The organism is Methanococcoides sp. DA23 (genome assembly GCF_057593895.1).
Genome location: NZ_CM172520.1, coordinates 481,508 through 508,123, shown reverse-complemented (window position 1 = coordinate 508,123; position 26,616 = coordinate 481,508). Strand labels below are relative to the sequence as shown.

The following is a 26,616-nucleotide window of genomic DNA, read 5'->3' as shown; positions in this document are numbered from 1 at the left end:
AAATCACCTTCATTTTCTTCTTTGCAAAAGGAACATCAGACCCAACACAATAAGTACAGGAAGTGCGATCGTTGGGAATTCAGGGATCTCTTCCGGAGAATCTGCTACCACCGTGCCAAACTTGACATCATTACCATTGGAATTGGTAGCTGTCAATGACACATCGTAAGTGCCTGGAGTATTGTACACATAGACGAACTCCGATGCACTGGAATCCTCAACCCCATCGCCATCCACATCCCAGGAAATGCTGGTAGCATTTTGGGACAGATCAGTGAACATGACACTGAATGGAGGAGACCCAACGCTCACATTGGAAACAAAGTCAGCCACAGGCAGGATCGTTGCAGTATCCGGACCCAATGGACTTACAGTTTCTGGAGAAACATAGTCCCCATTTGACACCCTGATCCCAGGAACTACATCGTCATTTGATGTATTTTCATCAGACAACTCGGTGAAATTACTTTCATGGCTGTCTTGCACGTACAACTCTGTGAGATTACTTTCGTGGCTGTCGTCACCCGTATTCTTAGGAAGCTCAGGAGGAGCATCTGTGATAATAGTGAGACCACTCAAAAGCAAAGATATAAACAATAGGAAAACTACAGGTTTTATAACTGAATTCATATATACCACCCCGCACAATTTTTAGTTATTACCTAATTAAGACTATGTCAATAAATAATATATAAATATATCTATACTAAATAATATAATAATTATGAGTATTATATCATATGGGATTTTTTCTCAAAAAAGGAAGCACATAGCACAAAAAGTGCTTTTCACCAAGAAAATTTCACTAGATCAATAATTTGCCATGAATTATGAAATGATATTGCTTGATGAATGTAATAGACTTTAGAACATTGAAAGAGATCTCCCCAATCCCCTTTCCTTTGCAATATCATAAACGATGGTTGCGGTGGCAATATCCTGAATTGCAAGCCCTGTGGAATCAAAAACAGTGATTTCCGACTCGTTCGCCCTGCCAACTTTGATACCGGCGATCACTTCCCCAATTTCAGCCCAGATGTCATCGGAGGTTATGACCCCATCTGACAAAGGAACATTAACTTCTCCTGAATGTGATGCCTGAACAATGTCATCCACGACCACCTTTGCACGTGTCAGAAGCATCGGATCAAGTTCTTCCTTACCAGCAGCATCCGCACCTATGGCATTGATATGAGTGCCAGGTTTGATCCATTCGGACCTGACGACCGGTTCCCTGACAGGGGTCACCGTGACAAGGACATCACAATCACAGACATCCTCCACAGAAGATGCCACAATTATTTCAGCACCTGTTTTTTGCATCATATCCCCTCTGAAACCTTCAGCCCGATCCATGCTTATATCATAGACCTTGACCTGATGAATATCAAAGACAAACGACAATGCCAGCAACTGTGTCTTTGCCTGATTTCCGGCACCAACGATACCTACAACATGTGAATCCTTGCGCGCAAGATATTTTGCAGCGACCCCACCAGCAGCACCGGTACGCAGATCAGTAAGATAAGTACCATCCATCACCGCAAGAGGCTGACCGGTCTCTGTGGAGTTCAGGACGACCAGAGCCATCACCGAAGGCAGACCTTTGGCACGATTATCCGGGTGAACATTGACTATCTTCACACCCGTGACATCCTGCTCCTCAAGATAGGCAGGCATGGTCCGAAGGTCACCGTTGTGTTTATCAAAGTACAGATAGGATTTCGGAGGCATTTGAACTTTCTTTTTACCATGTTGTTCAAATGCCTTTTCAACAGCTTCCATTACCGCAGAAAGCTCAAGAATAGATCTTACGTCATTCTGATCCAGCCATAGAATATCCATGTTATATAACCCCAATAATAAAATGATGGTGAAAGCTATAAACTTACTGGAGAATTTTTATATCTCAGTCTTAACTGTAATATGCATTACGGATGCATTTATAAGATGAGATATATATTTCCAGTTTTTTTGAATGTGATAAGCCATAAATAGAATTTCCAACATAGTTAATTTATCCGACTAAATATCGGAGAGTGGTGTGGTTGATTACGGCATTAAGCAATTAAGAGAAGAATTGAAACACGTTTTGGTAGAGATTCTACTCTCGAGAGTGGCAATACTCCCCGTAGCCAACAGGCTCTTTCCCGGAGGCAATGCTATGAGTAAGTTATTATCTTTCTTGCATGACATAAGATACGTCCTTTTGTTCTACATAGTCGGGGATCTCCTGACCACATACATAGGAATAAACGGAGGATATGGATTCGAATCGAATCCATTCCTTCCATCCTTTGGTCTGACCTTTCTATTAAAGCTCTTATACATATGCCTGCTAGGTATCCTCTACATCCGAACGCTTGAAAGACCGATCTTATGGAATTTCACAAGACACACAATAGTATTGATCGGAATATTTGCCACAGTGAACAATCTGATAGTCATATATTATGGGTATTCCCCCATTCAGCTGGTCATCTAATGGCAAAAAACAAGTATCGAATTCACCAGAAGGGGAATACTTTGCATTGGGTATCCCTGACCTGAACCTTTACTACACTCCCTTTAACTACTTCCTTGAGAATAGCTAATGGAGAACTTTACACAAAGAGCGAAAGCTTTGCGATATATTGATGTACTCATAAAAGAGATTCATTCCAATGAAGCATATTGGAATCATCATCACGGACCAGAGCGATCCAACGGCTCAGGCATTTCAAAAGGCTTGCGAGTCGAACGACATAAGACCCCACATGATCGACCTTAGGAAAAGGAACGTCACGGTTGGAGAAAGGCTAAGCTCGCAGATTACAGATATTGACCTTCAACAACTGGATGCGATAATAGTAAGGGATGTCGGGGCAGGGGCCTTTGATGGGGTTTCGTTCCGTTTCGATGTACTAAGGCAGCTGGAACAGGAAGGTGTGTTGATAGTGAATTCCCCGGAATCGATACAGAGCGCTGCCAACAAGTATTATGCATCCAGCCTCATGGCAAAGGCAGGGCTGCCCATCCCCAGAACAATGGTATTTCAGGATACATTAGAGGCATTAAATGTCCTTGACACGCTGGAAGATGCGGTGATCAAGCCTATTTTCGGATATAAGGGAAGGGACATCATTCGAATAAAGGATGGTGCGATCATCAACAATGATGGAACGATGAATGACTCCGACATGGAAGGGACGATCGATGCTATCCTTGAACAGAGAGGGATGCTCCACATACAGGAATATATTGTCAATCCGGGAAGGGACATACGTGCCTTCGTGGTCAATGGAAAAGTGATAGCAGCAATATACAGGACTGCACCGGAAGGTTCATGGATAAATAATCTGAGCCAGGGTGGCAGCGAGTCCCGCTGCGAACTGTCCTCTTATCAGAAGGAGCTTTGCATAAAGGCTTCAAGAGCAGTAGGCACACACTTTGCAGGGGTCGATCTGATAGAGGATATGAATGCAAACGATGACAGTGACAAAAGCCTGATACTGGAGATCAATGCCACGCCTTCTGTGGCAGGCATTTATAAAGCATGGGGAATTAATGCTGCAGAATATATAGTCAGCGATATCAGCAGCGAGTTATAATAATGGAGATACCATATTCGTTGTTAACCGGAGAACTTTTAGATGGCAGAATATAAGCAGTGTATCATTATCAGGGATGACCTGAAACTTTCAAAGGGAAAGCTTGCAGTACAGGTAGCTCATGCTGCTGTATCTGCTGCAGAGTGGGCAAGCCGATCAGACCTTGAGAACTGGAAAGAAGGCGGACAAAAGAAAGTGGTCTTGCGTGTGGAGAAACTTCAGGACCTTTTCGAACTTAAAGAAAAGGCAAGAAGGGAAGGATTATCTACCGCACTGATAACGGATGCCGGGCTTACGGAAATAGCTCCCGGAACGGTTACCGTTTTGGGCATAGGTCCTGCCAGAGCAGACTACATCGACAAGGTCACAGGCAACCTTAAACTGGTTTAAGAAAGAGGCTATAGAATGGTAGATGTTAGGTCATTGCTGACAGCATTTGCTACTTTAATGGTAGTTGTAACTGTTGCATTGTTCCTCACATTCACTTCCACCGTGGATATCGCAGATGTAAAGGACCTGTCGATCAACAGTTTATTTTCAGGAAATAGCAAGGACATTCTGGAGAAAGGTGAACTGACCACCCCAACAGTGAATGGTGAAGTTAGTACACCAATAGAGAATAAACCACGTGCCAGCTCAACATTTTCACCGGGTTACGTAATATCTACATCTTATCAGCACAATGGACTGTACAGGGGAAGTACAGGGGTGATGGACATCACGGTCGAGAATGCCGGAGAAACGACCCTTTTCATATACGAATACGGAATAGAACCCTACGGCGGAAGTTTCAGGAGCTATTCCACAGGTTACACCATCGAACCGGGAGATGAAGAACACATAGGGTTCATTTGCATAGATGTCCCAACAAATACAGACACCGTTGAGATGAAGATCGGACTGGGAATTCTTGCCAAAGGAAGCTCAGGTACATGGTACGATTACGGAACTGAGTTCTTCGAAGAGATAGAGATAGATACTGAACCCATCCCAACAACTACCGATATAGAATACTTTTACAATACAGAACCATTCTTTACGGCCACCAATGACAAGATCGATCCACGCAACGAGGACGTTCGGGCACTTGCTGCATCTGCCATTGCCATGTATCCGGGAGAATATAATGTATACCAGCTCTGTGCTTTGTTCGATCATGTAAAGAACGATATCAAATACATGAGCGACCCAAGGGGAAATGATTACTGGGCAACTCCAAATGAGACCCTTAAAGTCAAGGCCGGTGACTGTGATGATTCAGCGATCCTGCTTTCATCCCTTATCGAAGCCATTGGAGGTACGAGCCGGTTATATATCACCGACACCCATGTCTTTGCTACTGCATATATAGGGAAAGGTGAAGAAGCCTCAAAGATAACCGATGCTGTGAAAGATAAGTATGGTTGTGTACCCGTATATTATGCCACCGACGAATATGGTTCCTGGCTTATAATGGATACCACATCAGGACTTTATGCAGGCGGTCTTTCTGCAGATGCCACACCTTCCGCAGATGGCTGGAAGTTCACCGATACTGAAGAAGTAATTATCATCGACATAGTCCCAAAATGAAGGAGACACACATGAATAACGTTCCAAATGTAGAAAAACAGATAGGAATTGACCTATACACAACTAAAACCCCAGGCATTGGAGGTAAACTGCGCCAACAGACCGAGGACTTCGGAGTAATAGAGATCACGAACAGGGAAGAGGGTTCCGAAGGAAAATATCTGATAGTAGAACTTACAAAGAAGAACTGGGAAACCCATCACCTTATCAGGGACCTGACACGAATATTAAGGATCAGCCAGAAACGCATTGGGTTTGCAGGTACCAAGGATAAGAGAGCTGTGACAACACAGAAGATCAGTATCTATGATGTGGACGAGGAAGCTGTGCAAAATGTCCATCTCAAAGACACGGAATTGAAGATACTGGGCCGCTCGAATAAGAGTCTGGAACTTGGAGATCTCACCGGAAATGAATTCATCATCACGGTAAGAGATATCGACATCGATGAGAAGGAGCTTGAGAGCAGACTTTCCCAGACCACTGCATCCATCAAGGAGCAAGGCGGCGTGCCTAATTTTTTCGGGATACAGAGGTTTGGAGCATTAAGACCCATCACGCATGTGGTCGGCGAATCAATTGTAAGGAATGATATCGAAAAAGCAGCACTTCAATATATCGCAGCATCATATCCCGATGAACCCGAAGATACACAGGAAGTACGCAACCGCGTGTTCGAAACAAGGGACTACATAGAGGGACTGAAAGAATATCCTCTGCAATTAAGGTATGAACGTGCCATGATGCACCACCTTGTGTCCAGCCCTGAAGACTATGCAGGTTCTTTTGAGACACTGCCGGCAAACATCAGGAAGATGTTCGTCCATGCTTACCAGTCGTACATATACAATACTATAATATGTGCCAGGATAAAGAAAGGATTGCCTTTGAACCGTGCTGTGGTGGGAGATATTGTCTGTTTTAAGAACAAGGCAGGACTGCCTGACAATTCCCGTAATGAAAGGGTCACAGAAGACAATATCGATGGCATGAACAATCTTGTCAGAAGGAACAGGGCCTTTGTGACAGCACCTCTTGTAGGACATAGCAGCGAACTTGCATCCGGAATTCCGGGAGAGATAGAGAGGGAAGTCATTGAGGAGCTGAACGTGCCCATCGAAGGCTTCAAAGTACCTGCCATGGAAGAGCTGAGATCAAAGGGATTGAGGCGAGAGATATTGCTATCAGCTGATCCGAAATACATGATCGGAGAGGATGAGCTCAACGAAGGGAAATACAAGGTAACGCTTGATTTCAGTCTTCCAAAGGGTAGTTACGCCACGACCATACTGAGAGAATATATGAAGGTCGAGCCTTTGAAGATGAGCTGATCCTCGAGCCTATAATATCAAGAGCATTTAAAGAAGACAAAAATCCAGACAGAAATAGAATTGTATCACATCAGAATGTGTTACGAATAAAAATATGAAAGGAAGAAAGATCGTTACTGATCTTTCTTTTCTTTGCTCTTTTTAAGCATTGCATCCATAAAGGCCTTGAATGGTGGAGAAGGTCTGCCAGGCCGGGATTTGAACTCCGGGTGGAATTGGGATGCGAAGTAGAAATCATTTGAAGGAACTTCTGCAATTTCCATCCTGTTCTTGTTCTTTCCGGAAAAGATCATTCCAGATTCTTCGATCCGGTCCACATAGTTAGGGTTCACTTCATACCTATGCCTATGGCGCTCGGTAATGAGCGATTCACCGTATATGGATTCAGCAAGGGAACCCTCCTTAAGAGTGGCCTCATAGTCACCAAGACGCATGGTAGCTCCCATGTCCACCACATCCTCCTGTTCAGGCAACAGATCGATCACAGGATAAGGAGTGTTCTCATCGAACTCACTGCTGTTCGCGCCTTCGAGTCCAGTGACATTCCTTGCATACTCTATGACAGCAAGCTGCATACCCAGACAAAGTCCAAGATACGGGATGTTGTTCTCACGGGCATACTTGATCGCGAGCATCTTTCCTTCGGTCCCACGCTCACCAAATCCTCCGGGAACCAGAATTCCGTCAAATCCACTCAGTTTTTCGACCTCACTTGGATCTTCATCGAATTCTTCAGCATCGAACCAGGTTATATCGAAATTACAACCGGTTTCAATAGCTCCGTGTTTGAGGGACTCTACAATACTGATATATGAATCCTCGAGGTGCGTGTATTTACCGACAATTGCCACATTCACTTTGCCCGTGCAATTGTTCATCCTCACTACCATCTCTTTCCAGCTGGGATCCTCTACCTCAAGTTTGGATTCAAGGAGGAGCTTCTTTAAGAGGAAATTGCTCATACCCTCATTTTCAAGCTGGAGTGGTACTTCGTAAATGTCTGCGGAATCGTGTGCACTGATGACAGCCTCCACAGGCACGTCACAGAAAAGAGCGATCTTGGATCGGGTACTTTCCATAAGTGCTTTTTTGCATCTTGCAACAATTACATGCGGGGTCAGACCCAGTTCCCTCAGTTCTTTAACAGAATGCTGTGTTGGCTTTGTTTTTTGATCCCCCTGGGAGTCAATGGGCACCAGTGTCACATGAAGGAATGCAATATTCTCAGGGTCTTCCTCTCTGTACATCTGCCTTACAGCTTCAAGGAAAGGCATACTTTCAATATCACCGACAGTTCCACCTACTTCAATTAGACAGACATCGGCACCACTTTTAGCAGCGATCCTCCTAATACGACCCTTGATCTCGTTCGTTATATGAGGGATGATCTGTACGGTCTTACCCAGGTATTCGCCTTTTCGTTCCTTGTCAATGACCGTCTGGTAGATCTTTCCAGTAGTTAGGTTGTGGTCCCTTGTGAGTTCAGTATCAAGGAACCTTTCATAATTACCCAGATCAAGATCGACCTCGCCCCCATCTTTAAGGACATAGACCTCACCGTGCTGGTAAGGACTCATTGTGCCTGCATCAATATTGATGTAAGGATCGATCTTTATTGCTGTTACCTTATAACCTTTGTTTTTCAGATTCCTGCCGACTGAAGCCGTTGTGATCCCTTTTCCAAGACCACTCATGACACCGCCGGTAACTATGATATATTTCATATGGACTCAACTACCTCAATTACTTTTTCAACGTTGAAAGTTTGATGAACAGATATGCCATCAGTGAAGTGAACAATATAGATAATGCTACGGCGGGATAAAAGCCGATATCAATGCTGTAACTCGTATCGCCTGAAGGTAATGAACGTATCAACATGTAGATAAGAGCTACGATAACGATGGATGACAATAGAACGATGATATGTTTTATATTAATTGACTGGTCAAGAGATGAAAGGAGCGTTGAAAACCTCTCTGAGAGCTGCATATTGAGATCGTTCTTCCTTTGAACAGGAATTGACTTCGAGGGTAACGAGAGACTTTCATCGATGTCAATTGGAGCAAGACCATCATCATACCCTGAACCCCCGATCATCACAGAAAAACTTTCGGTCTTTGAACCATAGCCAACAGTGACAGACACTTCACCTTTGTTCACCAGGCGACCATCAAAAGGTATCCTTGCAATGACCGGAACGTATTCTTCGTGTGAAACATAAGGGTTGTCTTCAAGAAATGTCAGGTTGTCATAGAGATCGTCACTTGCAGACAGATGAACATGCGTTGGAGAGCCATAGTTGATTATCACTATCTCAAAACTTTGTTCACCACCGGGAGACAGGGGTATATCCAATATATCTGTTTCAAATTCAATGGAATTAACACCAAGACGGTTAATGTGTACCTGCTGCAAGAATTCAACCTCAGTTTATATTATTCCCGCAATTCTGGAGGGAGCATGTTAGGAATGCCATCCGTGATCGGGTAATATTCATTACATTTTGAACAATAAAGAGTTCCTGAAATGATCTCTTTCTCATCTTCTTTGGTAATATTCAGAACAAGGTCACCTTTGCATATAGGGCACGCCAGAATATCCATGAGATCTTTCTTCATTTAATTTCACCAGACGAAAAAGCATTGCAATTCATATCAAGGTTTTGGTTTTAGATGGCAATTAGTATAACGCATTGTAGATAAACTTAATTTACATCTTCTATAATCATACATATATGTTCGATCTGTTCATCAGAGTTCTTGATTTTGCATTCCCAGTCATAATTACAATTTTCATAGGCCTTTTTGGGACAGGTGTTCTAATTGAGATGGGAATCATGCAAAAGCTTTCCCGGTTCACAGAACCCATTTTCAAACATACCCATCTTCCACAGGCATGTGCATCCGCATTCATGGTATCCCTCGGGTCCACAGTGGCTGCGAATAGCATGGTAGTGAAAGTAAAGGATGAGGGGTTTATTGATGATCGCGAAACTATGTTATGTGCGATTTTGAACAGTACGCCGGCTTATATAAGAGAGATATTGACCTACCAGATCCCGATAGTCCTTCCTGCGCTTGGCCCTATTGTGGGTGGATTCTACGTGATGGTATTCATCATCAGTGCGGTAGTGAAAGTTAGTGTTGTCATAGTTCTGAGCAGGCTCTGGTTCAAGGAACATAACGGTAAATTACCAGAACCCGAAAAGATAGAAAGACCAAAAGTTAAAGATGCTATTCGAAAAGCATTCAATAGACAAAAGAGGCTTTTTACAAAGATAGCCATCATTTACATTACGATGACCACGCTCGTCTTTTCTTTGAGGGACAGGGGTGCCTTCGAGATGTTCAATGTGCTGCCACTGGCAGACATATTTGGGATCCCGTCCGACAGCATAATTCCCCTTACGACCTATGTAGCAAGCCCTATCATTGGAATATCATTGCTGGGACCGATGATAAGTGACGGTGGGATAACATATCTTCAGGCAATGATAGTGCTCATGCTTGGAAGTATGTTCATGCTACCCATATTCAGCATCAGATCGATCCTTCCACGTTATGTGTCCATATTCGGACCCAAGGTAGGTTTAAGGATAGTAGCGTTCTCCACAGGATTGAGCATGTCGATAAGGCTCATCATATTGATAATACTGCTATCAATAGCAAAAATGCAATGACATTAAAAAAAGAAAAAAAGGAAAGGTCAGTATTAGTACTGACCTTCAGTGATGTTCACCACACAGTTCATCCTTTTTCTCAAAGGACTCACTGGATTCTTCAAGGCATTTCAGGCATATCTTTCTGGTTTTTACAATAGACCCTTTTGAAAATGAGGGGACGTTTACCCCTACATCTTGCAACTGGGCTTTTGTACCACAAAGATCACATTTACCAAATGTGCCTGCAGCCACTTTTTCACTAGATTCGTCATAGGCCTTTTTAGCAGCAGCCAGACAGCCGCCACAAAGACCTTTCCATATACCTTCAGGGTAAGAGTGCTCGAACCTTGGTGAGAATACCCTTACAGGACATACGGTTGGAATCGATACTCCGCAAAGATCACAATCTGCCATATCTTATTCCTCCATTAGATCAATACACTTGCGGCTTCCATTGCCATGCTTACGAAAGGCTCTGGCCAGATACCTATTACCAATACACCTGCAACTGCAAGAAGCAGTGCAACGACGTATGGAAGTGGTTCTGAGACCCTATCTCCATCAGTTGGTTTTGCATACATGTACCTGACAACCCTTGCATAGTAGTACAGTGAAAGTGCGCTGTTAAGAATAGCGATCACTGCGAGCCATACAAGACCTGACTGGATGGTTGATGAGAACAAGATGAACTTGCTCATGTAACCTGCTGTTGGTGGGATACCGGACAGTGCGAATACGAACACGGTCATACTGAGAGCAGTTATTGGCATTCTCCTGCCAAGACCCTTGAAGTTGTCAAGATGGTCAGCATTTAGAATGTCCTTGTTCTCTGATGTTACCATGTAGACCACAGCTGCTGTTGCAATGAAAGCTCCTGCTTTCATGAAACCGTGTGACAATGCATAGAGGATACCACCAGTGAGTGCCATAGGGGTCATGACCACAAATGCCATCGTGATGTATCCTGCCTGTGCAAGAGACGAGTAAGCAAGCATGCGTTTTACACTTGTCTGGGACAGAGCAACGATGTTACCATAGGTCATTGTCAGGACTGCGAGGATAGCAAAAGCGATCTGCCAGTCTGCCTGAAGGGCAATGAGAGCTCCTATGAAAACCTTGAAAGCTGCGATGATACCCATCTTCTTGGAACCTGCTGCCAGAAGCGCAGACACAAGGGAAGGTGCTCCCTGATAGGTGTCAGGTGCCCACATGTGGAATGGCACAAGAGCTATCTTGAAACCGAATCCTGCGATCAGCAGTACAAGGGAAAGAATGCCCATTGGACTGTTAAGCAGAAGACCGATGTTCTGAGCAATTCCCTCAATGTTGGTAGTGCCTGTTGCACCATAGACATATCCGATACCGAGCAGCAACAGAGCTGCTGAAAGGGAACCTATGATGAAGTACTTCATTGAAGCTTCAATGGAAGCAGGGTTCTTTTTCTCGAAGCCTGCAAGACCATAGGTTGCAAGACTTGCTAGTTCGAATGCAACGAACAGGACCATAAGGTCATTCGCAGATGCTACCATCATCATACCGATGGTCGCGAAGAGCACCAGTACATAGTATTCATCTGCATGGTCGTTGCCATTAGTGTATTTTACGGATGCAATACAAACAAGGGTCGTAACTGTAAGGAACACTATCTTAAAGAACTGAGATAGTGCATCGATGCTCAGTGAGTTCGAGAACATCACTGCAGTGGTACCAAAGCTGCTGATGGTCAGCAGCATGGCAACGAGACAACCAAGTGTTGCTATGTATCCGAGTATTTTCTTAGACTGGGCTGACAGGAAAAGACCTGCCAAAAGCACGATCAAACCTGTTACCAGGATTGTGATCTCAGGTGCAAGTAACATTAGATCCACCATTGCTTAGACCCCCATTACAGCCATCAGGCTGACAATATGTTCTGAATTCGTTATCATCATATCCAGCACCGGACTTGGGTTCAATCCGAAGTACAGTACAAGAAGGGCAATGATCCCCATGGAGAACGTCTGGAAGGACGAAATATCCACGATATCACCAAGCTTTTCATTGAAAGGACCAAACATCGCCCTTTGCAATGCCCATAGGTGATATGCTGCTGTGATCACAATAGCCAGCAGAGCGACTATCACGTAGACAGGTACGTTAATGAAACTGAATGTCAACACAAGGAACTCTGCGATGAAACCGGTAAGTCCCGGCAATCCAAGTGAAGCCATGAAACCGAGTACCATGATCACTGTGAGCTTAGGCATCTTCTGTGCAAGCCCACCAAGGTTATTGATGATACTTGTACCAGTTTTGGTCTGTATCACACCACATGACATGAACATAATGCTCATGATCAAACCGTGTGAGAACTGCTGGAACATTGCACCGGATATTGAAAGGCTCACAAGACCTGCACAACCAAGGGTTACGTATCCCATGTGGCTGATACTGGAATATGCGATCATTCTCTTAAGGTCCTTCTGTGCGAGTGCAAGGAATGCACCATAAATAATGCTTATTGCACCAAGAGCTCCCATGATAGTTATCATAAGGCTTGGGGTTGCTGTGAAAGGCAACATTGGAAGCATTACCCTGAACAGACCATATCCACCGATCTTGAGCAATATAAAGAGCACACTGCCTGCGGTAGGTGCTTCGGAATATGCATCAGGTAACCAGGAATGGAATGGTACTACAGGTGTCTTCACAATGAAACCGAACAATAATGCAAGGAATATTGCATCACGGGCAAATCCGGATTCGAAGAACTGGAACTGACCTATCAGGTAAGCCATGTCCATATTTGGAGTTCCGTTAAGAGACCATGCATTGAAGTATAGTCCAAAGATACCCAAAAGCATCACAAGGGATGCTACGTGAGTGTAGATGAAGAACTTGATAGCTGCATGTTTCTTGTTAGCTCCTCCCCATATATTGACCATGAAGAACAATGGTACGAGGGTAAGCTCCCAGAATATATAGAACAGGAAGAAGTCCAGTGATACGAAAACACCGATGACTGCACCCTGCATTGCAAGAATGAGAGCATAGAACCTGTTAGGTGTTGCTCTTTCATCATTCCAGGTGTATATGATCAATAGTGGAATGACTATTGCATTGAGCAATATAAGAGGCATGGAAACACCATCAACACCGAGGTGATAGGTAACACCCAATGAAGGGATCCAGTTAGCCGCTTCTTCGAACTGCATTGCTGCAGATGTACTATCGAATGAGAAGTACATGTACATTGTCAGGACCAGGGTGATAAGAGTACCCACTAATGCGGATATCCTTGCCTGCTCCTTTGTTTTTGTAAAGAATGTTACGGCTGAGAACAAAATTGGTATCAGCACGATCAAAGATAATATTGGTAACATTAGAAGACCTCCATGATCAGCTTGACCAATATTACCAGTAGTCCGACTCCTGCAACAACTGCTGCTGCGTAATCCTGTATAACTCCGGTCTGGAATTTCCTGAGAGAGTCTCCTGCCTCAATAAGGAAGGTACTGGTTCCGTTGACAAGCCAATCCAGCATCTTGTCTGAATAGAAGCTTGCGAGTGCAAGACCTTCATAGATGATCTTTACGGAAAAGATCTCGACAAATATCTGATGCTGGTAATATCTGTTATAGAGCAACTTGTAAACAGGATTTTCACTTGATACGATCCTGCTCATGTCAACGATCCTCTTGTTGTAGATCAGATAAGCGATCACAAGACCTGCAACTGCCACTATGAGAGGCATCCAGAGGACAAGAAGTGGTTCATGCCCGTGGTGTGCAAGGTGATAGCCACCGAGTTCTGCAAGAGCTTCGATATCCATGTGCACAAAGTTCTCTTCGATGAAATGATAGAACGACGTTCTTGTAAGAGCACCGAAGATCACTGCGAATACTCCAAGTATCGCCAATGGAATTGTCATTGATGATGGGGACTCGTGTCCACCATAGTCGCTCCTTGGTTTTCCTGTAAAGGTCATGAAGATCAACCTGAAGATATACAGGGATGTAAGGAACGCTGCTGTGATAGCGAACAGGTATGGTATCCAGTTACCGGACTCTGTAGCGAACAGGTATGCGCCTTCGATTATCGGATCCTTACTGAGGAAACCACTGAAACCAATGCTTGTACCAGGAATACCAAACCCTGCTAATGCAAGTGCTGCTGCGGTCATTGTAGCGAATGTTATAGGCATTACTTTACCTACACCGCCGAGCTGCCTCATGTCATGTGTACCTACAGCATGGATAACACTTCCTGCACAGAGGAAGAGCAATGCCTTGAAGAATGCATGGTTGATGAGGTGGAACATTGAAATTCCAACAGCTTCTGCACCAAGAACTGCGCCAAGACCAAGACCAAGCACCATGTAACCAAGCTGGCTGATGGTCGAGAAAGCAAGGACTCTCTTAAGATCGTTCATCACGATACCCATTGTTGCTGCGAACAGTGCAGTGAAAGCACCGAGCATTGCAACGACGATCAAGGTGTTAGGTGCTGCAAGGAACATTGGGAATGTACGTGCTACAAGATAGACACCGGCTGTAACCATTGTTGCTGCGTGGATAAGTGCTGAAACGGTAGTTGGACCTTCCATTGCATCAGGAAGCCACACATGTAGTGGGAACTGACCTGACTTACCAACCGCACCACCGAAGAACAACAGTGTTACAATGGTCAAATGACTTACTTCCATACCAAGGATCGTTGAGTTGATCGCAACGAGGTCAGGTATGAACTTGAATATCTCTTCGAACTGAAGGAGATAGACGCCTTCTGGAAGCTTGCCTTCTAGTATTGCGAATATGTCTGCGAAAAGCAGAACGATACCTGCAAGGAACATGACATCTCCGATCCTGGTGGTCAGGAACGCCTTCTTTGCTGCTGAAGCAGCTCCAGGCTTGTGGAACCAGAATCCTATGAGCAGGTATGAGCTAAGACCGACAAGTTCCCAGCAAACGAACAGCTGAAGAATGTTGTCTGAAAGGATCAGACCAAGCATAGCTGCTGTGAAAAGCGCAGTCTCTGCAAAGTAACGTGGCTTTGCAGGGTCATGTGACATGTAACCCACAGCATAGATGTGGATAAGCAAGCTCACAAAAGTGACCATTGTAAGCATTACCGCGGCAAGCGGATCGATCAATATTCCGAGATTGAGTATTGCAAACCAGTGAACAGATTGTGTTACAACATGTTCAGGGTTAGCTAACAGACCTAATGTGATAGCAAGAGAGATCACAAAGGATATAGCTATTGCAATGATCGGAATAATTGCACCGCCGGATGGTAACTTCTTCCCAAGGAAGAAAGTCAGCACAAAGGCGAGTGCAGGGAGTAGTGGTATTAAAAATGCAAGATTTTCCATTGCCATTTTTACCACCTCAATATGTTAAGTTTGTCAACATCTATCATATCTTGCATCCTGTAAATTGACATGAGTATTGCAAATCCGATAGCAGCCTCTGCTGCAGCGAGTGCAATGGAGAACAGAGCAAATACCTGTCCTGTCATGTCATCGTTATAACTTGAGAAGGCAACAAGATTGATGTTTGCGGAGTTTAACATAAGTTCCACGCACATCAGCATCCTGATACCGTTCTTATGAGTCATCAAACCATAGAGTCCTATGGAGAACACGATAGCTGAAAGAGCCAGATACCAGTTTAGTGGGATCATCAGTTATCATCTCCTTTTGCCATGTAGATCGCACCTATCAATGCAGAGAGCAATACTACAGAAAGTATCTCAAATGGAACTACAAAGTCTGTGAATATCAATACACCCAGTGCTTTGATGTTACTTTGGTCAGCTAAATTCTGTGGAAGCTCTGCCACCGTTGTCCATCCAGTACCATATAATGATACAAGGATCACTGCAAGGAACAAAAACGCAATGGTTAGCCTGAACATTGTGTCAAGGACCCCTCTCAAAGAAGGTGCCTCTATGTCCAGCAACTTTACGATCTGCCTCTTTGGATGGAACTGGTGAATGAATGAATCCAAAATTGTTGGACGATCATTAGTCATTGTTCTCACGCCCCATTGTTTTCTTAGTCAGCATCACTGCGAACAGTATCAGAACTCCAATTGCTCCTACATACACAAGGATCTGGACAACACCCAAAAACTGTGCATTCAGCATTATGTAAACAGCGGCTACTGTGAACATAGAGATGATCAGTGCAAGTGCTGCACGGACTATATCCCTTGTTAATACTGAAAGGATCGCAAATGAGATCAGTACAAGAGCAACGATCAGGAAGATGATGCCTTCGATTATACCTACCATTTCACTCACCATTCTCCCCTACCGGAGTTTCACGTGCTAACATGTCCGGAGTGTACAATAATTCTTCATGAGTCAATCTTATCACACCGGTTGTGTAGACCTTTGTACTTGAAAGCGCATCCTTTGGACACTGATCGATACAAAGACCACAGAATAGACAATGCCCAATGTCGATAGCAGGGAACCATCTTGTTTTGTCACTGTCTTTGCTTACCCTTGCCCTTACGATCTTGATCGCACTGTTGGGGCAGGTGTTTGCGCAAATACCACAGCCTATACATTTACTTTTATCAAGTTTTTGAAGCCCTCTGAACCTGTCAGGTAATTCGGTGGGCACCTCAGGATACCTTCTGGTAATAGGGGGCTTGTAGATATTCTTAACAGCTCTAGCAATATTTTTCAATACCATGGTATCACATTCCCAGGTAAATACCCAGCATTATTGCCCATCCAAGGTTCAATAATGAAAGTGGGAGAAGTCTTTTCCAGCTCAGGTCAACAACCTGATCGATCCTGAACCTTGGAACAGCCCATCTAAGCATGATGATGGTCAGTATAACAAGAGCGACCTTCAACAGATAGAATAATGTTGGAAGGAAGATTCCAAGTATCGTGACATTTGTCAGGAATGAAGGGAGGTTCCAGCCACCGAGGAACAAGAGTACAACAAGCATTGAACCAAGAATAAGGTGGATATATTCAGCAAAGAAACCAAGACCGAATCTCATACCTGTGTATTCTGTGATCCATCCTGCGACCAGTTCTTCTTCAGATTCGTTCTGATCGAACGGAAGACGACCCATATCGGCCATCAATGCGATAAAGAACACGATGAATCCGAGAGGCTGAAGGAATATGAACCAGATAGGACTCTGTGCCTGTGCTATCTCAACAATGTTCAATGAACCTACCATTACAGCAACACTTACTATAGTGATACCGAGTGGAACTTCATATCCGATCATTCTTGCAAAGTTCCTGAAAGCACCAAGAAGTGAATACTTGTTGTTGGAACTGTATGCATACATGAAAGCACCGATAATAGAGATCGAAGACACTGCTTCAATATAAAGAATACTTATGTCCATCTCAGTACCAACGATAGGGTACTCGACACCGTTAACAAAAACTGCACCGAATGGAATTGCCACAAGCATCAGGAACACTGAACCCATGAGCACGATAGGTGCTGATACGAACAGTAAACGGTCTGCCTTTGATGGAATAAGATCTTCTTTGGTCATCAACTTGATAGCATCGGCCACAAGCTGGAACAGACCAAAAGGACCTACATATTTAGGACCAAGCCTGAACTGAATATCGCCTGATAGTTTACGTTCGAACCAGACAACTACCATTGCACCGCCGAAAACTACACCGATCAGACAAAGACCGATCAGAGTACGGACCCAGGGATTGAAAAGAATATCTATTACTTCTGAAGACATCATGATCACCTGTCCGCCTCACTCGTACATCCGTCCATACTACCTGCAATTGCAGCCACATCGGCAATAGTAGTGCCTTTTATCAGTGGAGGCAATGCCTGCATTGTTGGATATACCGGTCCCCTTATCTTTACACGATATGGTTTGTCAGAACCATCTGATACCATATAGAATCCCATTTCTCCACGTGGATCTTCTACCCTGTGGAAAACGTCTCCTTCAGGAACTCTCATCACAGGTGTTCTTACACCGTATAATGAATCCTCATAGAAGAGAGGGCCGCTTGGCATCTGGTCAAGACATTGTTCGATTATGTACATTGCCTCTAGCATTTCTTCGAGCCTTACATTGATACGGGCTGCGATGTCACCGTCAGTAGCTGTACATACTTTGAAATCAAGGTCCTTGTAAACAAGATAAGGTTCATCTTTCCTTATATCGAAAGGAACACCTGTTGCACGAAGTGCTGGTCCTGATACCCCAAGATCTCTTGCGGTCTTTGAATCAAGAACACCAACACCGAAACAACGTAACTTGTAGATCTCATCATGGTTGAACAACCTTTCATAATCGGCTATCTGTTCCCTGAGACTTGCAAATACTACAGCAGATTTTTCCTTGAATCCTTCAGGAAGATCGTCACGCACACCGCCAAACCTGAGGAATGTGTGTGTGATACGTGCTCCTGTCACCATGTCCATCAAAGAGAGAATATCTTCCCTTTCCTTGATAGTATACATGAACATTGATACGAAACCAATGAACTCACCGAACTCACCCATTCCAAGAAGGTGGCTCTGTAATCTTGACAGTTCTTCAACAATAACCCTGATATACTGGGATTTTTCAGGAACTTCAATATCTGCAAGTTTTTCAACAGCACCGACATAAGCTTCTTCGTTTGTCATTGCTGTAAGATAACAGATCCTGTCAACGATAGGTATGCCTTGAAGGTACGTTTTGTTTTCTAAGATCTTTTCAATGCCCTTGTGAATAAATCCCAACTCGATATTACCATCGACCACGGTCTCACCTTTAAGTTTAAGGTTTAACCTGAATGGTCCTGGTTGCATCGGATGTTGAGGTCCAAGGTGAACGATCATTTCTGATGGGCCAACTGTTTCATCCATATTTATACCCTCACACCAAATTTCTGGCAGTTCTGTTCGGGAAACCTTCGTAATCCTTTCTCAAAGGCCAATCTCCCATCAATTCATCTGGAAGGACCAGAGGTTTGAGGTTGGGGTGATTGTTAAATTTAACACCGAACAGTTCGTATGTTTCTCTTTCATACCAATTTGCATTCCAATAAACAGGAACAATAGACTCGATCTCAGGAGCATCACGAGGAAGCTTAACTTTGATGGTCATTAGAACAGAATGGTCATATGAACCAATATGATAGACAACCACGATCTCGTTCCTTTTAGGATAATCTACAGCAGTCTCGCTTGAGAGATGGTCAAATAAAAGTTCATCTTTCATGTACTGGCAGACTTCCACGATCTTTTCCGGTTCCAGGTAAGCAGAGACCCTGATATCAGAATCTACTTTTGCATCCACGAGGGAATCCTGGAACTTATTAACCAATGAATCAATAATGGTTTTTGCATCCATGCGATCACCTCAATAATCTGTCCCATGGTCCTTCTTGGCCATGATCTTCTTCTGAAGCTCAATGAATCCCTGAAGCAGGGCTTCCGGCCTTGGTGGACATCCTGGAATAAAAACATCTATAGGGAACATTTTATCGATGTTCTGCACTGTGCTGTAAGATTCATAGAAAGGACCACCACTAATGGAGCAGTCACCCATGCAAATCACCCACTTTGGCGCAGCCATCTGTTCCCAGAGCTTATTAAGTGCAGGAAGGTATTTCCTTGTCACATATCCACTAATGATCATGACATCTGCAGCCCTTGGGGAATTACGTGGGATGATACCGAACCTGTCAGTATCATAGTGTGCACAACCTGTAGCGATCATTTCCACACCACAGCAACCCATTGGCTGAGTCAGGAACCACAAAGAGTTCTTCCTACCCCAGTTAATTACGTCCTGAGCTTTTGTCTTTTTCAAGAAGTCAGTGATAGCCATGGAAGTGGTGGTAATAACACCGGGTATCTCTTCCACGTACTCCTCCTGATTCTCTACTGTTTCGTTATCGTTTAATTCATCCATTTAAGAGCACCCTTCTTCCATAAGTATGCATATCCGAACAACAGAACAAAAATGAAGATCAGCATCTCAACGATCGCTGTTACCATATCGACAGAGTTACCCTGATAGATCATTGCCCATGGGTACAGGAAAAGAACTTCGATATCGAACAAAACAAATGCTATCGCATAAAGATAATACTCAACATTAAACTGTATTCGTGCATCTCCTAACGGATCTGAACCACATTCATAGGTCGTGTATTTGTTAGGTGATTTGCTTCTGGGGCTTACCAACTTAACCATAGCCATCGTTGCCGGAGGCATCAGAAGCGAAACAACAAGAAACACAGCAACCGGAATGTAACTATTGATAATACTGCTACTATCGATTATTACTGACATGATGAATCACCTGAAGATTAATAATCGTAGATATAGTATTCTCTATATAACTATTTCCAAAAAACACACATTCATAACAAAAGAGGACTAAATATCAACAGACAAAAAATACAATAGGTGTACGGAATTTCGTGTAGAATATATGACAAAAATGCACAGTTAGAATTTTTATAAGGGGTGAAATTACGAATAGGTAAAATTTAAAAAAGTCAAAGAAAGCAGGATGTACCTGCTTTACAAATATCAGATCAGCTTTGGGGAGTAATACTTCTTGACCATTTCGCCACAATTGGAACAAGTTATCACAAGCCACTCGCCCACTTCTTCAGTTTCATACTTATCAAAGATAGAGGAGCTACAGCTCGGACAAGTGTAATATTCCTTGAAATAATAATGGTAGAACTGTGGCGTCTTCTCAAGCCAATCAAGCACCTCATGCATTCGTTCAAAGTAACGCTGCTTTGAAGGCGTCTTACTCTCATGAAGAGCATCATCTGCGCGTTCAGAAGCATCTACAGTATACTTGTGTGATTTAGAGCTTATCTTCTTGTAATCACTCACATATCGAGTAGTGCTATCAAGATAATGCAGATAACCTTCATGCGCCTTCGGTTTTGTAGCATCACTCACCGTTTTCATGAAATACTCGCCCATTACATCTTCCATGATATCGGCACATGCAGTACAGATATTATAGCCCTCATATTGCTTGAAATCCTGATCATCCCCACAGATCACGCATTTTTCCATTTAAAAGCCCCCTTTGGATCAGTTCATTTTACAAGCACAGGTTTCATAGCTTCCCTTGTGAACATGATAGGGAAGACATTCAGTACACCAAGCAGGTCCCCTGCCCTGACCTTTCCGGTCTCCTGTCCGAATACATAAGCATAATTGATGGTACGCGGACTTTCAACGAGACAATTCCCTTCCTTTGAAGAGACCTTCAGAACGGAAGCAATTGCATGATAAGTGAACGCACATGGAATTGCAAGTGTGTCAGCATCCAATGTGACTTCCTTAATTGCGATCTTCTTATATTCGCCAGCACGAAGTTCCAGATCCTCATCAGATATTACCATCTTCCACTTTGCGCGGGTAGCGATAGTAAATTCATAAGGAGCAGCCTTGAACTTCTTCGAAACCATTTCACCGTCTTTACGAGCTACTACTTGGATATTTTCCGTGGACATGTATATCACCAAAGTATAATCTGACATATTACTATAAAAGGATTGTCATTATTGATAATGATAATTAGAGTACATTGCTAAATACAAAACATACCAACAAAAAAACTATACGACCACACATGATAGTACAATAAAGATAGGACGCATCAGTATTAATACATTGCTTATGTTAAAGGACACACATAAGACAACATCAAAATATTGTATCACACTTCCGTAAATTAGAACAAAATACTTTTACTATTAAGGAACTAAAAGAACTCCAACTCGAGGAAGATTCATGAAGATCAACGACAACTGTGTTGGATGCGGCCAATGTACAGCATTTTGCAAAATAGATGCGATCATCGTAAAAAGTAAGGCACACATCACCGATGCATGTGTAAATTGTGGCGTATGTGCAGCATATTGCCCCATGAAAGCGATTGAGGCAGATGAATGAAAGCGATCGTTATCGGAGCAGGACTGGGAGGTTTGCTCAGCGCAGCCAAGCTATCCGGAACGGGCTATGAAGTGGAAGTGTTCGAACGCCTCGCAATGATAGGAGGAAGGTTCACGAACTTCAACATCAACGGTTACCAATTGACAACCGGTGCCCTTCACATGCTGCCCCATGGACCAACCGGGCCACTGGCACAGTTGATCAAAGAGGTAGATGCCGATGTCATCATTGAAAGACAGGATGACACCGCATTCCTGAGAATACATGAAGACCTTGAGAAGGGAATATACAAGGACGTCCCATTTGGGAAGTTCGGTTCGACCTTTTCAACATGGAATCGCATAAAACTTGCATTATTATTAATTTCGACCAGAAAATGGTCACCTAAGAACTGCTCTTTTGGAGAATGGATAACAAAGAACCTCAACATGCCCATTGCTCATCAGATGGCAGACTCATTCTGTGGTTGGGCCCTGAGCCTGAAAGCAGAAGATACCCCCGTGGAAGAGGCCTTTGAGATATTCGAGAACCTCTATAGGCACGGAGGACCGGGAGTTCCTATTGGCGGCTGTAAAGCAGTCACAGATGCGCTCGCAGACGTTGTAAGGAAGAACGGTGGAAGCATCGACACAAAGACAGAGGTCACAGAGATATTGGTGGAAGACGGTAAAGCCGTTGGCGTGCTGATCGATGGACAAAGGCATATGGCAGACATCGTCATCAGCAATATTGGACATCCATTTACAAATGACCTCTGTAAGGATGCACCCACTACACCCCAATATGAACAATATCTTGACAAGATAAGAAAGATAAAGCCCTCCGCCGGAGTGAAGATCTGTCTTGCTGCCAATGAACCGCTCATAGGCCATGGAGGAGTGCTTTTCACGCCATCGGCAAAAAGGGTCAATGGAATCAATGAGGTCACTAACATCGACCCAAACCTCGCACCCCCGGGAAAACATCTGGTCATGGCACACCAGACGGTCCAATGGGACAGGATACCTTACCTTGAAGAAGAGATCGACATGGGGATAGCGGACCTCGAAAGGATATTCCCGAACAAGGACTACGAGATCATTCTTGCACAATCATATTACGGAGGCTGGCCAGTCAACAGGTCATCATCAGGAACCGATATTGGCAATACGACCCCAATAGAAGGACTGTATGTGGTCGGAGATGGTGCAAAGGGCAAAGGTGGGATCGAGGTAGAAGGGGTCGCCCTTGGCGTCAAGAATACAATGAACATCATTTTAGGCGAAGGAAATTGATCATTTCGCCAATTCCTTTTTTATTTTTCTTTTCAGAAATTTTCAAGAATATTATTTATTACATAACAAAAACCCATCAGTTTAAACCTTCAATTAAGCTTATGTACTAAATCCTTCATTCATTGACCAATTATGCCCGAATTTGTGACATTCTCGCGCAATGTTTTCATTCCTGTTACCAATATTTGCAGGAACCGTTGCGGCTACTGCACCTTTAGGCGCGATGCCGGACATCCTGAAGCCCGCCTAATGAACATGTCGGAGATCAGGCCGATCCTTGAAAAAGGAGAAAAGGCAGGATGTACTGAAGCCCTTTTTGTTTTTGGAGAATACGCTGAAGAAGTTCCGGAATATTTAACGGAGCTTGAAAAGCTTGGATATTCCAGTACTGTTGAGTATGTTGCCGATCTTTGCAAACTTGCCATCGAAATAGGACTTCTGCCGCATACCAATGCCGGTATCCTGACCCGGCAAGAGCTCGAGATATTAAAGCCTTTGAACATAAGCATGGGCCTTATGCTGGAAACCACCGCAGAACTGAAAGCACATTTCGAATCCCCTGGAAAAGCGCCATCTAAGCGCATAGAGATGATAAGGACCGCCGGAAAGTTACAGATACCATTCACCACAGGCATACTGGTGGGCATCGGGGAAACAAAGGCTGACCGCAAACGTTCACTCAATGTCATTGCGGACATCCACAGGGAATTCGGACACATACAGGAAGTCATCATACAGAACTTCATGCCAAAACCTGACACCCCAATGGCAGACCATGCCCCACCATCAAAGGAAGAAATGATAGAAACCGTTTCCATTGCAAGGGAAATACTACCGGATGATGTTGCAGTCCAGGTCGCACCAAACCTTATCGATCCATATATATTGATAAAAGCAGGCGCATCTGACCTTGGAGGAGTATCCCCCACAACCATTGACTGGATAAATCCGGAAGCTGAGTGGCCGGATGTCATCGAGCTTCAAAGGATGACAAAAGAAATAGAACTCAGAGAAAGATTGCCCATATACCCCCAGCACATAAAGAAAGGATGGTACAGCAGCAACCTTTCCGACCTGTTAGGGACACTTACTGATAAAAACGGATTTAAGAGGAAACAGCAATGATCCCCGAGGATATCTTAGAGAGAGCATATCAGGGTACTACTACCAAAGAAGACGCTCTTAACCTATTGAAAATAAAACCCTTTGAACTGTTCGCACTTGCAGACCAGATCAGAGATGAAACCGTTGGAGATGACGTTACGTACATCATCAACCGCAACATCAATTTCACAGACATATGCGTCGGAACATGTGGTTTCTGTGCATTCAAAGATAAAAAACGATATCTGCTTTCCATTGACCAGATAAAGGAAAAGATAAAGGAAGCCCATGTTTCCGGTGCGACCGAAGTCTGTATCCAGGGTGGATTGTTACCTAATGCAGATATAGACCTCTACATAGATATTCTCAGAGCGGTAAAGTCCGAATATCCACACCTCCACACCCACTGCTTCTCCCCAATGGAGATCAATCATGCTGCAAGGGCCAGTGGTCTTTCAGTGGAGGAAACACTGAAAAAGCTCAAGGATAACGGATTGAACACAATGCCCGGAACCGCTGCAGAAATCCTTGTGGACAAAGTAAGAAAGATAATCTGCCCGGACAAGTTAACAAGGCAGGAATGGGTAGACACTGTGACCCTTGCCCACAACATAGGAATTCAGACCACTGCAACAATGATGTATGGACATGTGGATACGTGGGAGGATAGGATCGATCACATCCTCACCATCAGGGAAATACAAAAAGAGACAGGCGGCTTCTCCGAGTTCGTACCTCTATCTTTCATGCCTTACAATAACCCCATAGGCGAGAAAATGCTGGAAGAAGGACGATTCATGAACACCGGTATAGACGACCTCAAGGTCTATGCCATTGCACGCATATTGCTCAATACACACATCGACAACATACAGACAAGCTGGGTAAAACTTGGAAAGAAGCTTGCACAAATGGCCCTGTCCTGTGGTGCGAACGACATGGGAGGAACGCTCATGGAAGAAAGTATTTCACGATCAGCAGGAGCATCCAGCGGGGAAGTCATCTCAGTAGAAGAACTGGAATGGATCATAAAAGCCACCGAAAGGACACCAGTCCAGAGAGACACACTTTACAGGAGCATATGATAATGACCATTCCTGAAGATATCATTGAACGGGCCAGCAAGGGAACCGCTACAAAGGAAGATGCAATTGCACTCCTGGATGTAAATCCCTTCGAACTTTACACACTAGCAGACAACCTGCGTAAGGAAGCTGTTGGAGATACAGTGACCTATGTCACCAACAGAAACATCTACATCACCAACATGTGCAAGGGACACTGCGGATTCTGTGGTTTCAGGGAAGAAAAAGGGTACATACTGACCATTGAAGAGATACTTGAGCAGGTCGACCAGGCAGAAAAGGCCGGTGCCGTGGAGATCTGCATCCAGGGAGGTTATCTTCCACAGCTGGACCTTAAATTCTATAATGACATTGTGAAGAGCATACACATCAACTACCCGAATATGACCATACATGGATTCTCCCCCATGGAGATCCACTATGCTTCATCCCTATCAAAAACACCCATCGAGGATGCCTTAACCGAACTGAAAATGAACGGGCTGGGCACGCTTACCGGGACATCCGCAGAGATACTTGTGGACCGTGTACGAAAGATCATCTGTGAGGATAAGATAACAACGGACCAGTGGATAGAGACCATCAAAGCGTCCCACAGAGTAGGTCTGCGCACAAATGCCACCATAATGTACGGTCACGTGGAGACCTGGGAAGAAAGGTTCGACCACATACTGACAATACGTAGCATTCAGGAAGAGACAGGTGCATTCACCGAACTGATAACCATGCCCTTCATGCCCTACAACAATAGAGTTGGAGAGGAGATGCTACGTTCAGGGAAGTTCATGACAACCGGAATGGAAGACCTCAAGCTGATAGCCATTTCAAGGATACTGCTCAACAAGCATGTGGATAACCTTCAGGCATGCTGGGTCAAGCTTGGAAAGAAGCTTGCACATGTAGCCTTGTCCTGTGGTGCGAACGATATGGGCGGCACGCTCATGGAAGACCAGATCACCCTAGCCTCAGGAGGAGCGAACGGGGAATATCTATCACCGGAAGAGCTTGAATGGATCATCACAAGTGCAGGCCGCAAACCGATGCGAAGGAATGCATTATATGAGGAAATATAA

General features: G+C 44.1%; 31 protein-coding genes. 11 read left to right on the top strand and 20 right to left on the bottom strand.

The window, feature by feature from the left end:
- Nucleotides 1-9 precede the first annotated feature (9 nt).
- Both AC20MK_RS02580 and ala read right to left on the bottom strand, forming a co-directional pair.
- A complete protein-coding gene (locus AC20MK_RS02580; RefSeq protein ID WP_487356444.1) occupies nt 10-630 on the bottom strand; it encodes a PEF-CTERM sorting domain-containing protein in 621 nt (206 codons plus the stop codon).
- A gap of 234 nt (nt 631-864) precedes the next feature.
- Nucleotides 865-1,845, bottom strand: coding sequence for an alanine dehydrogenase (gene ala, locus AC20MK_RS02575; protein WP_487356443.1), 981 nt, complete (start codon nt 1,843-1,845; stop codon nt 865-867).
- A 319-nt stretch (nt 1,846-2,164) separates the two neighbouring features.
- Between ala and AC20MK_RS02570 the strand changes: the two genes are divergently transcribed.
- The 5 genes from AC20MK_RS02570 to truD all read left to right on the top strand — a co-directional run bounded on the left by AC20MK_RS02570 (nt 2,165) and on the right by truD (nt 6,493).
- Nucleotides 2,165-2,485, top strand: coding sequence for a DUF5658 family protein (locus AC20MK_RS02570; protein ID WP_487356442.1), 321 nt, complete (start codon nt 2,165-2,167; stop codon nt 2,483-2,485).
- Nucleotides 2,486-2,663: 178 nt separating this feature from the next.
- On the top strand, nt 2,664-3,590 hold the full coding sequence (gene mptN / locus AC20MK_RS02565) for a tetrahydromethanopterin:alpha-L-glutamate ligase (protein ID WP_487356441.1): 927 nt from the start codon (nt 2,664-2,666) through the stop codon (nt 3,588-3,590).
- A gap of 42 nt (nt 3,591-3,632) precedes the next feature.
- Nucleotides 3,633-3,980, top strand: coding sequence for a peptidyl-tRNA hydrolase Pth2 (gene pth2 / locus AC20MK_RS02560; protein WP_487356440.1), 348 nt, complete (start codon nt 3,633-3,635; stop codon nt 3,978-3,980).
- 15 nt (nt 3,981-3,995) lie between these two features.
- Entirely contained in the window at nt 3,996-5,162 is a 1,167-nt protein-coding gene (locus AC20MK_RS02555) for a transglutaminase domain-containing protein (protein ID WP_487356439.1), read from the top strand.
- Between the two features lie 11 nt (nt 5,163-5,173).
- Nucleotides 5,174-6,493, top strand: coding sequence for a tRNA pseudouridine(13) synthase TruD (gene truD / locus AC20MK_RS02550; RefSeq protein WP_487356438.1), 1,320 nt, complete (start codon nt 5,174-5,176; stop codon nt 6,491-6,493).
- 113 nt (nt 6,494-6,606) lie between these two features.
- Here the strand turns inward: truD and pyrG are convergent, their stop codons facing one another.
- The 3 genes from pyrG to AC20MK_RS02535 are packed head-to-tail and all read right to left on the bottom strand — an operon-like array spanning nt 6,607 to nt 9,114.
- Nucleotides 6,607-8,217: a glutamine hydrolyzing CTP synthase gene (gene pyrG / locus AC20MK_RS02545; protein ID WP_487356437.1), complete on the bottom strand. Its 1,611-nt coding sequence runs from the start codon at nt 8,215-8,217 to the stop codon at nt 6,607-6,609.
- A gap of 19 nt (nt 8,218-8,236) precedes the next feature.
- Nucleotides 8,237-8,911 carry a DUF7524 family protein gene (locus AC20MK_RS02540; RefSeq protein ID WP_487356436.1) on the bottom strand — a complete coding sequence of 225 codons (675 nt, stop codon included), beginning with the start codon at nt 8,909-8,911 and terminating at the stop codon, nt 8,237-8,239.
- A 20-nt stretch (nt 8,912-8,931) separates the two neighbouring features.
- On the bottom strand, nt 8,932-9,114 hold the full coding sequence (locus tag AC20MK_RS02535) for a methytransferase partner Trm112 (protein ID WP_172366610.1): 183 nt from the start codon (nt 9,112-9,114) through the stop codon (nt 8,932-8,934).
- A gap of 116 nt (nt 9,115-9,230) precedes the next feature.
- Between AC20MK_RS02535 and AC20MK_RS02530 the strand changes: the two genes are divergently transcribed.
- Nucleotides 9,231-10,175, top strand: coding sequence for a nucleoside recognition domain-containing protein (locus tag AC20MK_RS02530; protein WP_487356435.1), 945 nt, complete (start codon nt 9,231-9,233; stop codon nt 10,173-10,175).
- A gap of 45 nt (nt 10,176-10,220) precedes the next feature.
- On the opposite strand, the gene AC20MK_RS02525 is transcribed toward AC20MK_RS02530, so the two are convergent.
- The 15 genes from AC20MK_RS02525 to AC20MK_RS02455 form a co-directional block, all read right to left on the bottom strand.
- Nucleotides 10,221-10,571, bottom strand: a complete 351-nt coding sequence (locus tag AC20MK_RS02525; protein WP_487356434.1) for a F420H2 dehydrogenase subunit FpoO — start codon at nt 10,569-10,571, stop codon at nt 10,221-10,223.
- A 14-nt stretch (nt 10,572-10,585) separates the two neighbouring features.
- A complete protein-coding gene (fpoN, locus tag AC20MK_RS02520) occupies nt 10,586-12,028 on the bottom strand; it encodes a F(420)H(2) dehydrogenase subunit N (RefSeq protein ID WP_487356433.1) in 1,443 nt (480 codons plus the stop codon).
- Nucleotides 12,029-12,031: 3 nt separating this feature from the next.
- The gene (gene fpoM / locus AC20MK_RS02515) at nt 12,032-13,519 is read right to left on the bottom strand and encodes a F(420)H(2) dehydrogenase subunit M (RefSeq protein WP_487356432.1); all 1,488 of its coding nucleotides are present in this window, start codon (nt 13,517-13,519) and stop codon (nt 12,032-12,034) included.
- On the bottom strand, nt 13,519-15,516 hold the full coding sequence (fpoL, locus tag AC20MK_RS02510) for a F420H2 dehydrogenase subunit FpoL (RefSeq protein WP_487356431.1): 1,998 nt from the start codon (nt 15,514-15,516) through the stop codon (nt 13,519-13,521). The genes fpoM and fpoL overlap by 1 nt, the downstream gene beginning before the upstream one ends.
- A 2-nt stretch (nt 15,517-15,518) precedes the next feature.
- Complete coding sequence (fpoK, locus tag AC20MK_RS02505) at nt 15,519-15,821, bottom strand: F420H2 dehydrogenase subunit FpoK (RefSeq protein WP_487356430.1); 303 nt, start codon at nt 15,819-15,821, stop codon at nt 15,519-15,521.
- Nucleotides 15,821-16,171: a F420H2 dehydrogenase subunit FpoJ gene (gene fpoJ, locus AC20MK_RS02500; protein ID WP_487356429.1), complete on the bottom strand. Its 351-nt coding sequence runs from the start codon at nt 16,169-16,171 to the stop codon at nt 15,821-15,823. Before fpoJ ends, fpoK begins: the two co-directional genes overlap by 1 nt.
- Nucleotides 16,164-16,433, bottom strand: coding sequence for an NADH-quinone oxidoreductase subunit J (locus tag AC20MK_RS02495; protein ID WP_487356428.1), 270 nt, complete (start codon nt 16,431-16,433; stop codon nt 16,164-16,166). Before AC20MK_RS02495 ends, fpoJ begins: the two co-directional genes overlap by 8 nt.
- 1 nt (nt 16,434) lies before the next feature.
- On the bottom strand, nt 16,435-16,842 hold the full coding sequence (gene fpoI, locus AC20MK_RS02490) for a F420H2 dehydrogenase subunit FpoI (protein WP_487356427.1): 408 nt from the start codon (nt 16,840-16,842) through the stop codon (nt 16,435-16,437).
- Between the two features lie 4 nt (nt 16,843-16,846).
- Nucleotides 16,847-17,881 (bottom strand): F420H2 dehydrogenase subunit FpoH, encoded by a 1,035-nt coding sequence (gene fpoH / locus AC20MK_RS02485; RefSeq protein WP_487357045.1) that lies wholly within the window; start codon nt 17,879-17,881, stop codon nt 16,847-16,849.
- A gap of 5 nt (nt 17,882-17,886) precedes the next feature.
- A complete protein-coding gene (gene fpoD / locus AC20MK_RS02480) occupies nt 17,887-19,011 on the bottom strand; it encodes a F420H2 dehydrogenase subunit FpoD (RefSeq protein WP_487356426.1) in 1,125 nt (374 codons plus the stop codon).
- Between the two features lie 10 nt (nt 19,012-19,021).
- Nucleotides 19,022-19,498, bottom strand: coding sequence for a F420H2 dehydrogenase subunit FpoC (gene fpoC, locus AC20MK_RS02475; RefSeq protein WP_487356425.1), 477 nt, complete (start codon nt 19,496-19,498; stop codon nt 19,022-19,024).
- Nucleotides 19,499-19,507: 9 nt separating this feature from the next.
- Entirely contained in the window at nt 19,508-20,062 is a 555-nt protein-coding gene (gene fpoB, locus AC20MK_RS02470) for a F(420)H(2) dehydrogenase subunit B (RefSeq protein ID WP_487356424.1), read from the bottom strand.
- Complete coding sequence (gene fpoA / locus AC20MK_RS02465; RefSeq protein WP_487356423.1) at nt 20,050-20,445, bottom strand: F420H2 dehydrogenase subunit FpoA; 396 nt, start codon at nt 20,443-20,445, stop codon at nt 20,050-20,052. The genes fpoB and fpoA overlap by 13 nt, the downstream gene beginning before the upstream one ends.
- A 243-nt stretch (nt 20,446-20,688) precedes the next feature.
- Nucleotides 20,689-21,195, bottom strand: a complete 507-nt coding sequence (locus AC20MK_RS02460; RefSeq protein ID WP_487356422.1) for a hypothetical protein — start codon at nt 21,193-21,195, stop codon at nt 20,689-20,691.
- Between the two features lie 23 nt (nt 21,196-21,218).
- Nucleotides 21,219-21,638, bottom strand: a complete 420-nt coding sequence (locus tag AC20MK_RS02455; RefSeq protein ID WP_487356421.1) for a DUF22 domain-containing protein — start codon at nt 21,636-21,638, stop codon at nt 21,219-21,221.
- Between the two features lie 280 nt (nt 21,639-21,918).
- Between AC20MK_RS02455 and AC20MK_RS02450 the strand changes: the two genes are divergently transcribed.
- The 5 genes from AC20MK_RS02450 to cofH (AC20MK_RS02430) all read left to right on the top strand — a co-directional run bounded on the left by AC20MK_RS02450 (nt 21,919) and on the right by cofH (AC20MK_RS02430) (nt 26,616).
- Entirely contained in the window at nt 21,919-22,080 is a 162-nt protein-coding gene (locus AC20MK_RS02450; protein ID WP_487356420.1) for a 4Fe-4S binding protein, read from the top strand.
- On the top strand, nt 22,077-23,354 hold the full coding sequence (locus AC20MK_RS02445) for a phytoene desaturase family protein (RefSeq protein WP_487356419.1): 1,278 nt from the start codon (nt 22,077-22,079) through the stop codon (nt 23,352-23,354). The genes AC20MK_RS02450 and AC20MK_RS02445 overlap by 4 nt, the downstream gene beginning before the upstream one ends.
- 132 nt (nt 23,355-23,486) lie before the next feature.
- Nucleotides 23,487-24,479 (top strand): 7,8-didemethyl-8-hydroxy-5-deazariboflavin synthase CofG, encoded by a 993-nt coding sequence (gene cofG / locus AC20MK_RS02440; protein ID WP_487356418.1) that lies wholly within the window; start codon nt 23,487-23,489, stop codon nt 24,477-24,479.
- Complete coding sequence (gene cofH / locus AC20MK_RS02435; protein ID WP_487356417.1) at nt 24,476-25,543, top strand: 5-amino-6-(D-ribitylamino)uracil--L-tyrosine 4-hydroxyphenyl transferase CofH; 1,068 nt, start codon at nt 24,476-24,478, stop codon at nt 25,541-25,543. Before cofG ends, cofH (AC20MK_RS02435) begins: the two co-directional genes overlap by 4 nt.
- Nucleotides 25,544-25,545: 2 nt before the next feature.
- Nucleotides 25,546-26,616, top strand: coding sequence for a 5-amino-6-(D-ribitylamino)uracil--L-tyrosine 4-hydroxyphenyl transferase CofH (gene cofH / locus AC20MK_RS02430; protein WP_487356416.1), 1,071 nt, complete (start codon nt 25,546-25,548; stop codon nt 26,614-26,616).

Coding starts and splice junctions, on each gene's coding strand:
- AC20MK_RS02580 (WP_487356444.1), bottom strand. CDS start 630: ATGAATTCAGTTATAAAACCTGTAGTTTTCCTATTGTTTATATCTTTG.
- ala (WP_487356443.1), bottom strand. CDS start 1,845: ATGGATATTCTATGGCTGGATCAGAATGACGTAAGATCTATTCTTGAG.
- AC20MK_RS02570 (WP_487356442.1), top strand. CDS start 2,165: ATGAGTAAGTTATTATCTTTCTTGCATGACATAAGATACGTCCTTTTG.
- mptN (WP_487356441.1), top strand. CDS start 2,664: ATGAAGCATATTGGAATCATCATCACGGACCAGAGCGATCCAACGGCT.
- pth2 (WP_487356440.1), top strand. CDS start 3,633: ATGGCAGAATATAAGCAGTGTATCATTATCAGGGATGACCTGAAACTT.
- AC20MK_RS02555 (WP_487356439.1), top strand. CDS start 3,996: ATGGTAGATGTTAGGTCATTGCTGACAGCATTTGCTACTTTAATGGTA.
- truD (WP_487356438.1), top strand. CDS start 5,174: ATGAATAACGTTCCAAATGTAGAAAAACAGATAGGAATTGACCTATAC.
- pyrG (WP_487356437.1), bottom strand. CDS start 8,217: ATGAAATATATCATAGTTACCGGCGGTGTCATGAGTGGTCTTGGAAAA.
- AC20MK_RS02535 (WP_172366610.1), bottom strand. CDS start 9,114: ATGAAGAAAGATCTCATGGATATTCTGGCGTGCCCTATATGCAAAGGT.
- AC20MK_RS02530 (WP_487356435.1), top strand. CDS start 9,231: ATGTTCGATCTGTTCATCAGAGTTCTTGATTTTGCATTCCCAGTCATA.
- AC20MK_RS02525 (WP_487356434.1), bottom strand. CDS start 10,571: ATGGCAGATTGTGATCTTTGCGGAGTATCGATTCCAACCGTATGTCCT.
- fpoN (WP_487356433.1), bottom strand. CDS start 12,028: ATGGTGGATCTAATGTTACTTGCACCTGAGATCACAATCCTGGTAACA.
- fpoM (WP_487356432.1), bottom strand. CDS start 13,519: ATGTTACCAATATTATCTTTGATCGTGCTGATACCAATTTTGTTCTCA.
- fpoL (WP_487356431.1), bottom strand. CDS start 15,516: ATGGCAATGGAAAATCTTGCATTTTTAATACCACTACTCCCTGCACTC.
- fpoK (WP_487356430.1), bottom strand. CDS start 15,821: ATGATCCCACTAAACTGGTATCTGGCTCTTTCAGCTATCGTGTTCTCC.
- fpoJ (WP_487356429.1), bottom strand. CDS start 16,171: ATGACTAATGATCGTCCAACAATTTTGGATTCATTCATTCACCAGTTC.
- AC20MK_RS02495 (WP_487356428.1), bottom strand. CDS start 16,433: ATGGTAGGTATAATCGAAGGCATCATCTTCCTGATCGTTGCTCTTGTA.
- fpoI (WP_487356427.1), bottom strand. CDS start 16,842: ATGGTATTGAAAAATATTGCTAGAGCTGTTAAGAATATCTACAAGCCC.
- fpoH (WP_487357045.1), bottom strand. CDS start 17,881: ATGTCTTCAGAAGTAATAGATATTCTTTTCAATCCCTGGGTCCGTACT.
- fpoD (WP_487356426.1), bottom strand. CDS start 19,011: ATGGATGAAACAGTTGGCCCATCAGAAATGATCGTTCACCTTGGACCT.
- fpoC (WP_487356425.1), bottom strand. CDS start 19,498: ATGGATGCAAAAACCATTATTGATTCATTGGTTAATAAGTTCCAGGAT.
- fpoB (WP_487356424.1), bottom strand. CDS start 20,062: ATGGATGAATTAAACGATAACGAAACAGTAGAGAATCAGGAGGAGTAC.
- fpoA (WP_487356423.1), bottom strand. CDS start 20,445: ATGTCAGTAATAATCGATAGTAGCAGTATTATCAATAGTTACATTCCG.
- AC20MK_RS02460 (WP_487356422.1), bottom strand. CDS start 21,195: ATGGAAAAATGCGTGATCTGTGGGGATGATCAGGATTTCAAGCAATAT.
- AC20MK_RS02455 (WP_487356421.1), bottom strand. CDS start 21,638: ATGTCCACGGAAAATATCCAAGTAGTAGCTCGTAAAGACGGTGAAATG.
- AC20MK_RS02450 (WP_487356420.1), top strand. CDS start 21,919: ATGAAGATCAACGACAACTGTGTTGGATGCGGCCAATGTACAGCATTT.
- AC20MK_RS02445 (WP_487356419.1), top strand. CDS start 22,077: ATGAAAGCGATCGTTATCGGAGCAGGACTGGGAGGTTTGCTCAGCGCA.
- cofG (WP_487356418.1), top strand. CDS start 23,487: ATGCCCGAATTTGTGACATTCTCGCGCAATGTTTTCATTCCTGTTACC.
- cofH (WP_487356417.1), top strand. CDS start 24,476: ATGATCCCCGAGGATATCTTAGAGAGAGCATATCAGGGTACTACTACC.
- cofH (WP_487356416.1), top strand. CDS start 25,546: ATGACCATTCCTGAAGATATCATTGAACGGGCCAGCAAGGGAACCGCT.